At 70.5% G+C, this 14,165-nt stretch carries 17 protein-coding genes; 10 read left to right on the forward strand and 7 right to left on the reverse strand.

Annotation, left to right across the window (positions count from 1 at the left end; genetic code table 11):
* Nucleotides 1-24 precede the first annotated feature (24 nt).
* A complete protein-coding gene (locus K6T25_RS07915; RefSeq protein ID WP_222912994.1) occupies nt 25-1,155 on the forward strand; it encodes a 60S ribosomal export protein NMD3 in 1,131 nt (376 codons plus the stop codon).
* Between the two features lie 84 nt (nt 1,156-1,239).
* Here K6T25_RS07915 and K6T25_RS07920 read toward each other — a convergent pair whose 3' ends face one another.
* Both K6T25_RS07920 and K6T25_RS07925 read right to left on the reverse strand, forming a co-directional pair.
* Complete coding sequence (locus tag K6T25_RS07920; RefSeq protein WP_222912997.1) at nt 1,240-3,174, reverse strand: helicase C-terminal domain-containing protein; 1,935 nt, start codon at nt 3,172-3,174, stop codon at nt 1,240-1,242.
* 103 nt (nt 3,175-3,277) lie between these two features.
* Nucleotides 3,278-3,499 carry a DUF7561 family protein gene (locus K6T25_RS07925; protein ID WP_222912999.1) on the reverse strand — a complete coding sequence of 74 codons (222 nt, stop codon included), beginning with the start codon at nt 3,497-3,499 and terminating at the stop codon, nt 3,278-3,280.
* Nucleotides 3,500-3,642: 143 nt separating this feature from the next.
* Between K6T25_RS07925 and K6T25_RS07930 the strand changes: the two genes are divergently transcribed.
* A complete protein-coding gene (locus K6T25_RS07930; RefSeq protein ID WP_222913001.1) occupies nt 3,643-4,521 on the forward strand; it encodes a YkgJ family cysteine cluster protein in 879 nt (292 codons plus the stop codon).
* 84 nt (nt 4,522-4,605) lie between these two features.
* On the opposite strand, the gene K6T25_RS07935 is transcribed toward K6T25_RS07930, so the two are convergent.
* On the reverse strand, nt 4,606-4,776 hold the full coding sequence (locus tag K6T25_RS07935; protein WP_345778214.1) for a DUF5786 family protein: 171 nt from the start codon (nt 4,774-4,776) through the stop codon (nt 4,606-4,608).
* A 124-nt stretch (nt 4,777-4,900) separates the two neighbouring features.
* Between K6T25_RS07935 and K6T25_RS07940 the strand changes: the two genes are divergently transcribed.
* A complete protein-coding gene (locus K6T25_RS07940; protein ID WP_222913003.1) occupies nt 4,901-5,941 on the forward strand; it encodes a DUF5784 family protein in 1,041 nt (346 codons plus the stop codon).
* Between the two features lie 114 nt (nt 5,942-6,055).
* Here the strand turns inward: K6T25_RS07940 and K6T25_RS07945 are convergent, their stop codons facing one another.
* Complete coding sequence (locus K6T25_RS07945; protein ID WP_222913005.1) at nt 6,056-6,340, reverse strand: DUF5789 family protein; 285 nt, start codon at nt 6,338-6,340, stop codon at nt 6,056-6,058.
* A gap of 218 nt (nt 6,341-6,558) precedes the next feature.
* Here K6T25_RS07945 and K6T25_RS07950 point away from each other — a divergent pair, with 218 nt between their 5' ends.
* Both K6T25_RS07950 and K6T25_RS07955 read left to right on the forward strand, forming a co-directional pair.
* Entirely contained in the window at nt 6,559-7,374 is an 816-nt protein-coding gene (locus tag K6T25_RS07950) for a PHP domain-containing protein (RefSeq protein ID WP_222913007.1), read from the forward strand.
* Between the two features lie 25 nt (nt 7,375-7,399).
* Nucleotides 7,400-7,573 carry a DUF6757 family protein gene (locus K6T25_RS07955; protein ID WP_222913009.1) on the forward strand — a complete coding sequence of 58 codons (174 nt, stop codon included), beginning with the start codon at nt 7,400-7,402 and terminating at the stop codon, nt 7,571-7,573.
* A gap of 37 nt (nt 7,574-7,610) precedes the next feature.
* On the opposite strand, the gene K6T25_RS07960 is transcribed toward K6T25_RS07955, so the two are convergent.
* Nucleotides 7,611-8,108 (reverse strand): DedA family protein, encoded by a 498-nt coding sequence (locus tag K6T25_RS07960; RefSeq protein WP_222917947.1) that lies wholly within the window; start codon nt 8,106-8,108, stop codon nt 7,611-7,613.
* 149 nt (nt 8,109-8,257) lie between these two features.
* On the opposite strand from K6T25_RS07960, the gene K6T25_RS07965 reads away from it, so the two are divergent.
* The 4 genes from K6T25_RS07965 to K6T25_RS07980 all read left to right on the forward strand — a co-directional run bounded on the left by K6T25_RS07965 (nt 8,258) and on the right by K6T25_RS07980 (nt 11,704).
* Entirely contained in the window at nt 8,258-8,851 is a 594-nt protein-coding gene (locus K6T25_RS07965) for a class I SAM-dependent methyltransferase (RefSeq protein ID WP_222913011.1), read from the forward strand.
* A 79-nt stretch (nt 8,852-8,930) separates the two neighbouring features.
* Entirely contained in the window at nt 8,931-9,911 is a 981-nt protein-coding gene (gene hemB, locus K6T25_RS07970) for a porphobilinogen synthase (protein ID WP_222913012.1), read from the forward strand.
* A gap of 275 nt (nt 9,912-10,186) precedes the next feature.
* Entirely contained in the window at nt 10,187-11,311 is a 1,125-nt protein-coding gene (locus K6T25_RS07975; RefSeq protein WP_222913014.1) for a hypothetical protein, read from the forward strand.
* Between the two features lie 27 nt (nt 11,312-11,338).
* A complete protein-coding gene (locus K6T25_RS07980) occupies nt 11,339-11,704 on the forward strand; it encodes a DUF5518 domain-containing protein (protein WP_222913016.1) in 366 nt (121 codons plus the stop codon).
* A 25-nt stretch (nt 11,705-11,729) separates the two neighbouring features.
* Here the strand turns inward: K6T25_RS07980 and K6T25_RS07985 are convergent, their stop codons facing one another.
* Nucleotides 11,730-12,230: a DUF367 family protein gene (locus tag K6T25_RS07985; RefSeq protein WP_222913018.1), complete on the reverse strand. Its 501-nt coding sequence runs from the start codon at nt 12,228-12,230 to the stop codon at nt 11,730-11,732.
* 129 nt (nt 12,231-12,359) lie between these two features.
* On the opposite strand from K6T25_RS07985, the gene K6T25_RS07990 reads away from it, so the two are divergent.
* Complete coding sequence (locus K6T25_RS07990) at nt 12,360-12,719, forward strand: nuclear transport factor 2 family protein (RefSeq protein ID WP_222913020.1); 360 nt, start codon at nt 12,360-12,362, stop codon at nt 12,717-12,719.
* Nucleotides 12,720-12,766: 47 nt separating this feature from the next.
* On the opposite strand, the gene serS is transcribed toward K6T25_RS07990, so the two are convergent.
* Nucleotides 12,767-14,146 carry a serine--tRNA ligase gene (serS, locus tag K6T25_RS07995; RefSeq protein ID WP_222913022.1) on the reverse strand — a complete coding sequence of 460 codons (1,380 nt, stop codon included), beginning with the start codon at nt 14,144-14,146 and terminating at the stop codon, nt 12,767-12,769.
* Between the last annotated feature and the right edge of the window lie 19 nt (nt 14,147-14,165).

Raw genomic sequence — 14,165 nt, forward strand, 5'->3', positions numbered from 1 at the left:
GGCTCTGTCGACAACTGCGGAGCAATGAGCGAGACACGCGACACGCGGGACTTCTGCCCGCGCTGCGGCGACTCGGTTCCGGAGCGCGAGGAACCGCTCCCGGGCGAGCCGCGCGAGCGCGACCGCGTGCTCTGTAACGCCTGCTACTTCGAGGACTTCGAACTGGTCGACGCGCCCGATCGCGTCGAGGTGACCGTCTGCTCGCACTGCGGCGCGGTCCACCGCGGCAACCGCTGGGTCGACGTCGGCGCGCGCGACTACACCGACGTGGCCGTCGACGAGGTGTCAGAGGCGCTGGCGGTCCACCTGAAGGCCGAGCAGATCCAGTGGGGCGTCGAGCCCGAGCAGGTCGACCGGAACACGATCCGGATGCACTGCACGTTCACTGGCGTCGTTCGCGGGACCCACGTCGAGGAGGAGGTCGTCGTCCCGGTGAAGATCAGTCGCGGCACCTGCGACCGGTGCGGGCGGATCTCCGGGGGCAGCTACGCCGCGGAGGTACAGATACGGGGTCGCGACCGCGTCCCCGACCCCCAGGAACAGTCGACGGCCGTCGAGATCGCCGAGTCGCTCGTCGCCGAGCGCGAGGCCGACGGCGACCGCGAGTCGTTCGTCACCGAGGTTATCGACCAGCCCGAAGGGACGGACGTGAAGCTCTCCACCAACAAGCTCGGGAAGGCCGTCGCGACCCAGATCACCGAGGAGTTGGGGGGAAGCTACTCGGAGGCGCCCACCCTCGTCACCGAGGACGGCGACGGCAACGAGGTGTACCGCGTGACGTTCGCGGTCCGTCTCCCGAAGTTCCGCCCCGGCGACGTGATCGACCCAGGGGACGGCGAGGGGCCGGTGCTCGTGCGCTCGGTCCAGGGGAACCTCAAGGGCGTGCGCATGGCGACGGGCGAGCCGTACGAGGCACGCTTCGAGGAGGGGGAGACGCCGGACGCCGAGACGGTCGGACACGTCGACGACGCCGTCGAGACGACCGTCGTGGCCGTCGAGGACGCCAACGCGGTGCAGGTGCTCGACCCGGAGACGTACGAGGCGGTGACGGTGGCGCGCCCCCCGAGCGTCGACGAGGGTGCCGCGACCGTCGAGGCGGTGAAAACCGACACGGGGCTGTACGTGGTACCGTCGGAGTCGACCGCGGCGGAATGACCGCTCCTGACGGACGGCGTCGCCGACGGCTCGCGGCTCACGTGATATACGGACGTACTCGGACCGTCGCGCGGATCGACGGGGCTACTCTCCCCACACGTCCGACAGCGGGTGGTCCGCCATCGGGTCGTCGCCGTCGCCCCCGTCGTCGTCCCCAGTGGGTCCCGAGGACCGCGTCGACTCGGACCGCGAGGAGGCGGACCCACGCGATCCGCCGGACCCGCCGCTGAACCCCTTCGACGTGCTCGACCCGCCGCCGGTTCGGTTCGACCCGCCGGACCGGTTCGCGCCGTCGGCCGCGCTCGATCGGCCGCGACCGACGCCGTGGCCCGCGCCGGAACTGGGGCCGGGGTCGGCGTCCATCCCGGCCATCGCGGCGTCGGGGTCGAACTCGGGCAGATCGGGGGTCGACATCCGGTCGATCTGGTCGCGGAACCACGGCGGCGTGTCGGCCTCGGCGCGCTCGAAGAGGTCCAAGAGGCTCGAATCCGCGAGGTAGGTCGCGCCGTGGTCGTCGGGCGCGCGGACGACCCGGCCGCACGCCTGGATGACGGTGCGGAGCGCGGCGCGGTGGTACCACGGCCACTGGCCGTCCTCCAGTCTGGCGGCGACGCGGGAGTCGCCGGTGTTGAGATACGGCGCCTTACACAGCACCTGCCAGCGACACAGGTCGCCGTGCAGGTCCAGCGCCTCCTCCATCTTCACGGAGACGAACACCTCCGGATCGTCGCTGGCTTTCCACGCCTCCAGTTGCGCGTCGCGGTCGTCGCTGTCGTGGCGGCGGACGCGCGCGGCGACGCCGAACCGGTCGAACCGCTCGGCGAGCTGCCGCGCGATGGCGTAGCTGTGGGCGTGGATCAGCCCCTTCTCGTCGGGGTGGCGCGCCATCAGGCGCAGGCACAGCCGCGCGACCTTCGGGAGCGTCTCGTCGCGGTGTTCGTACGTCATCTTCCCCTGCGTCACGTCGTACAGGGGGCGATTCTCGACCGGGAAGGTGTGCTCCACGTCCACGAGCGCGACCTCGTCGGGGTCGAGGCCGACGCCCCGGCAGAACGACTCCTTGCTGAGGATCGTTGCCGAGAGCAGGGCGAAGCGGTTGCCGCGGTCCCAGACGGTGTGTTTGAGGTACTTCTCGGGATCCAGCGGCTTGATCGTCACCGCCCCGCCCTCGCCGTCGGGCTGGTCGACGACCCACGTCGTCGCCGACTGCGTGTCGCGGTAGTCCTCGAGGAACCACTTCAGCTCCGAGATCAGCTCCTGGAGGCGGTCGCGCCGCGCGGCCTCCTCGGGCGTCAGGTCGCCCTGCCGGAGCAGCTCGTCCTTCTCGTCCGAGCAGACGCCGAGCAGCGCCTTCGCGAACCGAGCGGTGCGTTCGAGGGGGCCCACCTCGTCGTTGTGGACGTCCGGTACCCCCACGTCGTCCCACACGGGGACGGTCTCGGGCGACAGTTCGATCGTCGCGTACATCTCCGCCCACTCTGCGAGGCCGTGCGCCTCGTCGACGACGACCACGTCCCGCTTCCGAAAGACGTCCGAGCCGGCGGTCTGCATGAAGTACGCCAGCGTCATGGCGGCGATGGGGCGGTTCGAGGCGATGGCGCGGTCGGAGTAGTACGGACAGCGATGCTTCACCGAGCAGTCGTAGCCGCGCTGGCGGGCACACGGGGCGCGGTTGACCGGCGTCTCCTCCTCGCCGGGGAGGATGCAGGTGTAGTTGGACTTCCCCCGGATCACGTTCAGGTCGTCGAGCAGGCCGTCCTCCGCCACGTCGTCGAGTTGGGACACCTGCGGCGTCGTGTAGTACGCGCCCGTCGCCTCCGAGGGGCTCGCCTCCTCGACGCTCCGCCCTGCGCCCGCGATGGCCCGCGCGAGCAGCGACTTCCCGCTGCCGGTCGGGGCCCGCACGAGAACGACGCGGTTTCCGGCGGCGAACGCGTCCGTGATGTCCGACAGCGCCCGCTCTTGGGCGCCGCGAAACGAGGGCGCGGGGAACTCGGAGCCGATCCGGTCGGGGTCCACGGTCGTCAGACCGGATCGGCGGCCGGCGGGTAAGCGTGTCGGATGGTAGTACCGTGGTGATCCGATGCCGATCGCGACCCGGGCGACCCGCCGGTGCGGACGGTCACTCGTCGTCGTCCTTCGGGAGCGCCTCGACGTGCGCCCGCGTGACCTCCTCGTCGTCGGGCAGGGCCTCGATGCAGTCGTAACACAGGAAGTGGTCGGAGCCGTCCGCCAACTCCAGCGTCAGGCCGTCGGTGCTCCCGGTCTGGAACGACCAGAGGTCGCCGATGCCCCCGCCGAGACGGACGCGCCGGTCGCAGCCGTCACAGCGCTGTTTGCTCATGACATCGCTCGGAGGGCCGCGGCGATAAGCCCCCGGCTCCGGCGTCGTTGGGCGGATCCCTGCGTCCCGTTCGCGGCCGCGTCGCCGACGCGGTGCCGGCCGGGGACAGCTTCTTGCCCGGTGGCGGCGTCGCTAGCGCTGTCATGGAGGTGAACTGTGAGGGCTGTGCCGGCTGCTGTCTCGACTGGCGGCCGCTCGGGGCGCCCGACGACCGCGAGCGCGAGGGCCGCTACCGCGCGCTCGACGACACGTATCACCTCGTTCCGCTCTCGCGCGACGAGATCCGCGAGTTCGTCGAGTCGGGGCTCGGCGACGCGCTCGTCCCGCGGCTGTTCGCGGCCGAGGGCGACCGGACGGCGACGATCGACGGACACGAGGTCGCCGCGATCGGCGGTCGCCCCACCTTCCTCGTCGGTATCCGCAAGCTCCCGAAGCCGGTCGCCCCGTTCGACGGCGAGCGCGTCTGGCTCGACACGTGCGCCTTCCTCGACCCGGACACGCTGAAGTGCCGGATCCACGGCACCGACCGCTATCCGGACCGCTGTCGAACGTACCCCGGACACAACCTCGAACTCGACGCCGAGACCGAGTGCGAGCGGGTCGAGCGCGTCCACGGCGACGCGGGCGAGCGCCTCGTCGACGACGCGGTTCCCGAGGAGCTCCCGCCGCCGCCGCTGGGCCGGGGAGCCCTCGGCTCGACGGTGTTCCTCCATCACGACCCCGACGCCCTCGCCGACTCCGGCGCGGTCGGTCGACTCGTCGACGGCGCGGCGACGCCCGCCGACCGCGCGACGTTCGTCGCCGCCGCCGCGGCGTCGGCGCCGGGGACGGCCGCGGTGAACGCCGATCGCTACGATCGGGCCCGAGCGCGCGTGCTCGCGGCCGACTCGTGGGTGGGTGCAGCCGACGACGAGTGGCGAGCGGCCGCGGAAACCCGCGGCGCCGCGGTCGCCGATGCGCCCGATCCTGACCGGGTGGAAGTCGCTCGCGGCGCGCCCGAGACCACCGACTGGAACGAGTGAGCGCGAGCGTCGCGGGCGACTCGGCCGTCGCTGGCGGTCGGACCGCACGGAGAAGTCGACACGGTAGACGGCCGCAGGAAATCGTTAGTCGCCTTTGATCGTCTTGAACTGGTCGAGGAGTGCCTCGGTCGACTCGCCGGAGTCGTAGGTGACCCTGCCGCGGTACTCGCTTCGTTCCTCCGCGAAGTCACCGTCGACGCGCGTCTTCTCCTCGCGGCGTTCGTGCTCCTTCTCGTCGTAGGCACCCATTGACATGGTACAGTGTCACATAGCAAATTCTGTGTAATATATGTATCGGTTGTTCACGGATCGCGGCATCCTGTCGTTCGTTCGTCCTCGCGAGCGGTGGGTTCAAACCGGTCGGCGGTCGATATCCGATGTGGCACGCCCCTTACGGTTCAGATACGCGCCCGGTTCGTGGTCCGCGTCCCGGGTCCACGACGACCTCTACCGGCCGCTCGACTCCAACCTCGGGGCGACCGAGCGCGACCCGTGGTTCGCGCCGCCGGCCGGCTACGAGGGCCGGCGCTTCGACATGGACGACGGGAGCCTCGCGCTGTTCTGCTGGACGGACGACGGCGACGGGCCGGCGGGCGTCGACGGCGGCCCCGGCGCCTACTGGCTCGGGAACACGGAGACGCCGTCGACGCTGTGGCGCACCGAGAAGTACGCCCTCGCGGACGTGCCGTTCCCGGTGACTCGGTGGGCCGAACGCGAGTTGACAGCCGTCCTCTACGAGGAGGAGCCGTGGCTCGAGGACTTCCCGCACCTCGCGTGGTACTTCCTTCCGGTGCTGTGCTCGAAGGACGGCGCGGAGACGACGCGCGAGTTCTTCCGCGAGCACGCGGCGGGGTTCCCGGACGCCGACCGGTTCGACGCGCTCGGCTTCTACGAGCAGTTCCTCGCGACGGGCGTGCTCGACGACGACCGCGAGGAGATGGCGAGCAAGCTCGGCACCAGCGAGTACATGGACCTCACCCGGATGTTCGCGACGATGGGCGAGTTCGACGTGGCGCGGCTGCTGGTGAACGCGGGCTACGACATCGAGCCGGAGATCGAGGTGTCGACCGACCACGTCATCGACTTCCGCGCGACCCACGGAGACGGTCGCTCGACGCTCGTGGAGGTGACCCGGCCGGTCGCGCCGAACAAGCGCTCGGCGGGAACGCCCTCCGCGGCCGTGCGCGACACCGTCCAGACGAAGACGAGCGGACAGCTGGAGGCCCACGGCGGCGGCGTCACGCTGTTCGTCGACTGCTCGTCGTTCCCCGACGACGACTGGTTCGCCGTGCGCGGGGAACGGCCCGAGGTCGGCCACCGCCCCGCGGTCGTGTTCCGGTCGCGCCCGGACGGGTCGACGGAGGCGTACCGCAAGGGGAGCGTTCCGCTGGACCTGGACGCGGCGCTGGAGTGGGTCTGAGGCGACGATTCTCAGAAAGTACGGCCCCGGAGTACGGGTGACTGAGCCGGCCCGGAGCCGGCGGCATGGCAGCGATAGGTGTCGCGGCGGTGGCGGACCGCCGCGGGGATCCGGTCAGAACGAGATCTGGTCCGGTCCGTCCTCGCCGACCGTCGGCGCGTCGCGGTCGCTGTAGAAGCGCCGGCCGACGGCCTCGTGTCCGACGCCGCCGCGGAGAGTCATCCACACGTCGTCGGCGGAGTGGAACGTCTCCGAGCCCAGGCGGCCGAGTACCGCGCCGATCGTTTCGCTCCCGTCCTGCAGTTCGATACGGGTGTCGCCGTACGCGTCGATGAGTTCGTCGCTCGTCGCGGGGTACTCGTGGGCGGATAGCTCGTCTTCCGTGCCGTTCAGGCGCATCAACAACTCGAACGGGAGCCGGGTATGTAACGATTGTCCATGTACGACCTTCCTGAGAACGGTAGAATATAACGTATTATAATAGCCTTTCATCACGCGGTCATCGTCGCCGATGGAGCCGTCGTCGCCGGCGTCGCGGCCGGCATCGTCGCCGTGCCCACCGTCACGACGCGTGGCCGACCGGAACGCCCTTGCGCGCTGCGGCCCCCGATCCGGCAATGGTAGTCGCGGACCTCCACGCGCACACGACCGTCTCCGACGGGACGTTCACGCTCGACACGCTGATCTCGACCGCGCGAACGGCCGGCCTCGACGCGGTCGCCGTCACCGACCACGACCGGATCCACCCCGAACTCGAGGCGCCCGTCGTCGACCGCGACGGCCTGACGGTCGTCCGCGGCATCGAACTGCGGGTCGAGACGGAACCGGGCGACGGAGGCGGCGAACGCGTCGATCTCCTCGGGTACGGCGTCGGCGACGACCCGGATCTGCGCGCCGAGTGCGACCGATTGCAGGCGGACCGGCGCGAGCGCGGCCGGCGGATCATCGAGCGCGTCGAGGAGCGCCTCGGCGTCGATCTGGGTCTCGAACCGCGGGCGGGCCTCGGCCGGCCGCACATCGCCCGCGCCATCGACGAGAGCGACGCGGACTGCGACTACGAGGGCGCCTTCAGGGAATTGATCGGGCACGACGACCCGTGCTACGTGGCTCGCGCCGTCACGCCCGTCGAGCGCGGCGTCGACCTCCTCCGGGGCGCCTGTGCCGTCGTCGGGTTGGCACACCCGTTCCGCTACGACGATCCGGCGGCCGCGCTCGACCGCTGTGTCGAGTACGATCTCGACGCTGTCGAGCGATTCTACCCGTACGCCGACGCGGTCGACGACGACCCGGAGGCGGTCGAGGCGCTGGCGAGCGAGCACGACCTCCTGTTGACGGGCGGGACGGACGCCCACGGCGAGGACCTCGCGGTCGACGGGCTCGACGCCGCCCACTGGACCGCGGTGCGCGAGCGCCTGCCGGAGGCGCGGGATTAAGTACGAGCGAGCCCCCCGATCGGGTATGCAGTGTCACTACTGCGATCGGGATGCGGCGTACGGCGCCGAGCGCGGCGGCGTCACGGTCGGCCTGTGCGAGTCACACTTCCGCGACCGCGTCGAGGAGCTCGCCGACAGCGAGGGCCTCGACGCCCTCCGAGAGCAGGTCGACGTGACACAGACCGACCGGGAGTCCTGAACCGGGCGCCGGTCGATCCCCGCGACTCGTTTCCTCCTCACCACAGCAGGTCGACGCCGAACACGTACAGCCCCGCGAGCGCCGACTCGAACACCAACGTCCCGAGCGCCGACAGCACGACGAACTGCCGGCGGTCCATCTCCGCCAACCCCGCGGGGACGGTGAGCATCCCGCGAGTGAACAACAGCGCGTTCGAGACGGGCACGACGAGCGGCCCCCAGCGATCGAACCACCCGTCGAAGCGGTCGAGGCTGTCCTCGCTCACGCGGAACCACCGCTTCCGCAGGAGCCACTCGCGACCCCCGCGCTGGGCGAGCGTGAACAGCGCGACCTGCCCGACGGTCGCGCCCAGTACGGCGATCCCGAGCACGAGGAGGACGGTGTCGGGCGAGTGCCCGAACAGGATGAGCGATCCGGGGACGATCAGCTCGCTCGGCATGAAGTACATCAGCATCGCGCCCTCCAGCACGAAGACGGCGAACAGCGCGAGGTAGGCGTACTCCGAGGTCAGCATCGACTCCAGCCACGGGGGCATCGCGCCGACCTGGAGGGGCGACAGCGTCACGGGAGCGGATTGCCCGGCTCCGGATATATGGCTTGTGTCATGATCCGTTCGCCGCCGGAACCGAGGGTCGCCGGCGGCCGGGTCGAACCTGTTTTCGGTGCCGGATACGGAGACGGGATATGGATCGGTTCCGGAACACGGGCCAGCCGGATTGGGACTGGTGGGGCCGACTGTGGCCGACGCCGGGAGAGACGCTTCGGGATCTGGGCGTCGCTTCGGGGGACTCCCTCGCCGAGATCGGCAGCGGAAACGGATACTTCGCGCTCCCGGCCGCCCGGATCGTCGACCCGGCGACGGTGTACGCGCTCGACGTCGATGAGGCGTTGCTCGCCGAGCTGTCGACGCTGGCCGACCGGGCGGGGATCGCGAACGTCGAGCCGATCCACGGCGACGCCAGGAGGCTCCACGAGCACCTGCCCGGGCCCGTCGACGTCTGTCTGCTCGCGAACGCGTTTCACGGGATCGCGGAGCCGGACCCGTTCGTCGAGGCGGTCGCGGACGCGCTGGCTCCCGGCGGGCGGTTCGTCGTCGTCAACTGGATGGACCGCCCGCGCGAGGAGACGACCGTCGCGGGCGAACCGCGCGGGCCGCCGACGGAACTCCGGCTCTCCCCGGCCGAGACGGAACGACGTATCGCGGGCGCGAGCGACTTCCGTACGGCACGCCGAGTCGACCTCCCGCCGTACCACTACGCGCTCGTCCTCGAGCGATAACGGCGCCGCTGCGGGTCCGCCGCCGGCGGGCCGCGCCGCGAGCGTCGGCTTTACCTCCCACGCGGGCCGACGCTCACGCATGTTCCCAACCGACCGTCCGCGTCGCCTGCGAACGGACGGCGTCCGACCGCTCGTCTCCGAGACGGAGCTCTCGGCGTCCGATCTCATCGCGCCGGTGTTCGTCGACGCGACGACCGACGAGCGCGTCGCCATCGAGTCGATGCCCGGTCACGACCGCGTGCCCGTGAGCGAGGCGGTCGACCGCGTCGAGGAGGTGCTGGCGACGGGCGTGGAGGCGGTGATGGTGTTCGGCATCCCCGAGTCGAAAGACGACACGGGCTCGCGAGCGTACGCCGAGGACGGCGTCGTTCAGCGTGCCGTCCGCGACATCACGGCCGAAACCGACGCGTACGTGATCACCGACGTGTGTCTCTGTGAGTACACGGACCACGGCCACTGTGGCGTGCTGGAGGAACACGCGGCCGACGATCCGACGCTCACCGTCCGCAACGACGAGACGCTGGACCTCCTCCGGAAGACGGCGGTCTCCCACGCCGAGGCCGGCGCCGACATGGTCGCGCCCTCCTCGATGACCGACGGGATGGTCGGCGCCATCCGCGAGGGACTCGACGATGCGGACTTCGCCGAGGTGCCGATCATGAGCTACGCGGTCAAATACGAGTCGGCCTTCTACGGGCCGTTCCGCGACGCCGCCGACGGCGCGCCCGCCTTCGGCGACCGGCGGCACTACCAGATGGACCCCGCGAACCGCCGCGAGGCGCTCCGGGAGGCCCGCCTCGACGTCGAGGAGGGCGCGGACGTGTTGATGGTGAAGCCCGGCCTTCCGTACCTCGACATCGTTCGGGACGTGCGCGAGGAGTTCGACCTCCCGGTGGCCGCCTACAACGTCTCCGGCGAGTACGCGATGCTCCACGCCGCGGCCGACCGCGGGTGGCTCGATCTGGAGGCGACGGCCCACGAGTCCCTCCTCTCGATGAAGCGTGCCGGCGCGGACCTCATTCTCACGTACTTCGCGGAGGACATCGCCGAGTCGCTCTGAGCCGGGGACCGAACCGATCCTCGACACCCCGCCGCGGCACGGGGGGTGTCCGTGACGCGACGGACTTGGAGAACCGCCGGGGCGACGACGCTCGACAGGGGATGGGGTGGGACTGAAAGGGGCCGTCCGCTCGCGGGGGCTTTCGGGGTAGTTGTCGACGTCGTCACGGCGTCGCGGTTGCTGCCTCCGTACTCGTCAGCAACGACGACCCACACGGATCGAACCGATCGAGAGAACACGAACCCTTAACCCGGAAACCGACCCACCCACCCACAATGCACCGCCCGGCGGTTCCCGACGCCTACATCGAGGAGGTCGCCGAGCGCACGGACTTCGCCGTCGACGACGTGCGCATCGGGCTGCGCGTCCTCCACGACGCCGTTCAGGAGCGACTCGTCGAGCAGTACCGCCGCGCCCGCGACGAGGCGACGCCGAACCACCTGCTGACCGACGGCGCCGAGTCCGCGTGGTTCGCGTTCGCCTTCGCCGACCTCCGGTCGGAGTTGGAGGCCGCCGGCTACGAGATGGACGCCGACCTGCTCGCGGCCGTCGCCGCCGTCAACATGACTGTCTTCCAAGAGGTTTACGACCGGACCGTCTCGTTCCCCCGCGACCTGGCGGACGCCAGCGACACGCCGTTCTTCTACCCGATCTACGTCGAGAAGCCCGACTGGTGGCGCGAGTCGGAGACGAGCACCCTGCGCTCGCTGATCGGCCTGTTGGAGTCCGGGTCGTCGCCGGCGGCCGCGCTCGATGCGTGGGCCGTCGACGCCGCGGGCGCCGACCCCGACGAGTGGGCGGCCGTTCGAGGGGTCGACCCCGATCGCGTCCGGTCGAACGCCGCCGCCGCGCCCGATCCGGCGCCGGAGGCGGCCGACGGGCTCCGGGCGGAGGCGCGCGACGGCGTCCCCGACGGGCCGTACGACCCCGAGACCGACCGGCTGTTCGTCCCGACGACGGACCAACTGGCGACCGCGCGGGAGGTCCGCGCCGACGACGAGGGCCGGACGGACGAGGCGGTCGAACCGAACGGCGACACCGACAGCCCGGACGCGGGCAGCGACACCGCAGATCCGGATACTGCCGGTGACGCCGACGGCAACGCGGCCGGCGACGACACCGACGACTCGGACCCCGACGACTCGGATCCCGGCGACGACACCACTGTCTCGGATCCGGACCGGCTCGCGGAGATCGACCCCGACGATCTGCTCTCGGGAGACATCGAGGCCGCCGACCTCCCGGAGTACGCAGTCCAGGGCAGCGACGATACCGATTCTGACGGCGACGAGGACGGTCGGTTCATCGACGGCGCGGACGCCTTCGACCGGGGAACCGACCGCGCCGACGGCGATCGGAACGACGACCGCGACCGGGAGACCGATGCCGACGACAAGTAGATACCGCCGTCGCGCGTACGTCCGGGCATGACAGACTGGCGTGCGGTCGCGTGGGGGGCGGCGGTGTTCCTCGTGATCGCGGCGTTCGGCACGGCCATCCCGATCGTCGGGCAGCTCGGCGCCGGGCTCGTCGGCGGCGCCGTCGCGGGTTACCTCGCCGGGGGTGGACTCGGTAGCGGCGCGTACCACGGCCTGCTCGCGGGGTCGGTGACGGGGATCGCCTACACGCTGCTGTTCGCGCTGGTGGGCGGCGCGCTCGGACTCGCGGGGGGCGGTCCGTTCGGCGGGCTCGTCGGCGGCGTGGGGATACTCGTCCTCGGCGTCGTGATCACGCTGGTGTTCGCGCTCGAATCCGCCGTCGCCGGCGCTATCGGGGCCGTGCTGGCAGAGTAGTTCGAGGCGTCACGGTTGCCGGCGGTCAGCGGTCGAGATACTCCTGCTGGATCGCGACCACGTCCGACGAGTCCTCGCACTCGCTGTACCGGCGGAGCGGCTCCTCGTTGAGTTCGAGGAACGTCTCTCCCCAGGTGAACTTGGAAAGCACTCGGTTCGCCCGCTTCGGTTCGCCGAGGATATGGAGCGCGGCCGCGAACGCCTCCACCGTCGTCAACTGCATCGGCCGGCCGAAGTTCACGGGATTGGCAGCGACCAAGTACGGGAGCGCGCGATGCTCCCCGGGGAGCGAGAACATCGCCTCCCCGGCCGACTCCCACGAGCAGTCGAGCGCGACGAGCGTCTCCCCGTCGGCCACCTCCCGGTCGGCGGGCGAGAGCGCGCGCTCGGCGTGCGGGTTGAGCACGACGCCGTACGGCGTGGCCGCGTCCGAGCGGTGCAGCTCCGCGAGGTCGAAGCGTGCGAGCTTCCGCGCCGTGCACTTGTCGGGGTCGTCGTCGCCCTCGTACCGGACGTGCAGGTCCACACCGTATCGGAGTCCGCGCGAGCGAATAAGCGCCCCGGAGCGGCGGCGATACTGTGCCGCGCCGACGGTGTCGACGCTGGGACCCCACCGGCCGACCGATTCAAGCCCGTCGGCGCTCGCGGGTGAGGCGTGTCACACGAGGCGACCGCCCGAGCCTACTACCGCGCCATCGACGCGGCGGACGACGACGCGCTCGCGGACCTGCTCGCGCCCGGATTCGCCCACGACCGGCCGGACCGGACGCTGTCGGGGCGGGAGACGTTCGTCCGGTTCATGCGCGAGGAGCGACCGCGGACGGACACTGAACATCGAATCGACGCGGTGTACGTCGAGTCGGCCGACGCGAACGCGGAGCCGGAGGTCGCCGTCCGCGGGCGACTCCTCGGCGACGACGGCGGGGAGCTGTTCGGTTTCGTCGACGTGTTCGAGTTCGCGAACGGCGACGACGCGGACGCGACCGTCGATCACCTCACGACGTACACCGACTGAGGGACGGGGCCGAGGGCGACGATCGGATGCTCGTCGTGGCTCGCCGACTACTCCTTCTCCCCGGCGCCGACGGCGCTCTCGCCGACCTTTTCGCTGCCCTCGATGACTTCGCACCCGCCCATGTACGGCCGGAGCGGTTCGGGCACGTCGACGGTACCGTCGTCGTTCTGGTAGTACTCGAGGATCGCGACGACGACGCGCGGAACCGCAACACCCGAGCCGTTGAGCGTGTGTAGGTACTCCGCGCTCTCGTGGCGCTCGGGGCGGAAGCGCAGCCCGGCCCGCCGCGCCTGGAAGTCGCGGAAGTTCGACACCGACGAGACCTCCAGCCAGCGGCCGCCCCGCTCGGGGCCGCCGTCCATGTCGTCGCCGGGAGCCCACACCTCGATGTCGTACTTCTTGGCCTGCGTGAACCCCAGGTCGCCGGTACACATCTCCAGGATGCGGTACGGAAGCTCGAGGCGCTTGAGCACCTCCTCGGCCTCCTCGACGAGGCGCTCGAAGCGCTCCTCGCTGTTTTCGGGGCGTACGAAGTTCACCATCTCCACCTTGTTGAACTGGTGGACGCGGACGATCCCGCGCGTTTCGGTGCCGTGTTCGCCCGCCTCGCGGCGGAAGTTCGGCGAGTACGCCTGGTGTTTGATCGGGAGGTCGTCGTCCAGCAGGATCTCGTCGCGGTACATGTTCGTCACCGGAACCTCCGCGGTCGGGAGGAGCCAGAGGTCGTCGTCGTCGATCTCGTCGACGTTCTCGTCGCCGACGCGGTAGGCGTCCTCGACGAACTTCGGGAACTGGCCGGTGCCCTCCATCGACTTCGAGTTCACGGGGATGGGCGGGAACACGTCGGTGTACCCCTGCTCGCGGTGGATCTCGAGGAAGAACTGGATCAGCGCGTGCTCCAGCATCGCGCCCTCGCCCTTCGCGAAGTAGAAGCCCCCGCCCGACACCTTCGCGCCGCGGTCGAAGTCGAGGATGTCCAGGTCCTCGCCCAGATCGTAGTGGGGGATCACGTCCTCGGGGAGGGCCCGGAGGTCGTCGAACCCCTCGCGTCGGACCTCGACGTTCTCAGACTCGTCGGCGCCGACGGGCACGTCGTCGTCGGGGATCTGTGGGAGGTGGAGCATCGCCTCGTTGAGTTCCGCCTCCAACTCGTCGGCGCGCGCTTCGATCTCTTGAAGCTCGTCTTTGAGGTCCTGGCTCCTGTCGATCGCGTCCTGTGCCGCCTCCTCCTTGCCGTCCTGTTTCAACTGACCGATCTTCGACGAGACCTCGTTGCGCTCGTGGCGCAGCGTGTCGCCGCGGCCCTTCAGGTCGCGCCACTCCTCGTCGAGTTCGAGAATCCGGTCGAGGTCGACGTCGACCCCCTTGTTCTCGATCCCCTCGCGAACCTCCTCGGGGTGCTCGCGGAGGTACTGCCTCGAGATCATTGTCTGTCGGTTCCGGCGG

The sequence above is a fragment of the Halobaculum rubrum genome (genome assembly GCF_019880225.1).
Lineage (GTDB): Archaea > Halobacteriota > Halobacteria > Halobacteriales > Haloferacaceae > Halobaculum > Halobaculum rubrum.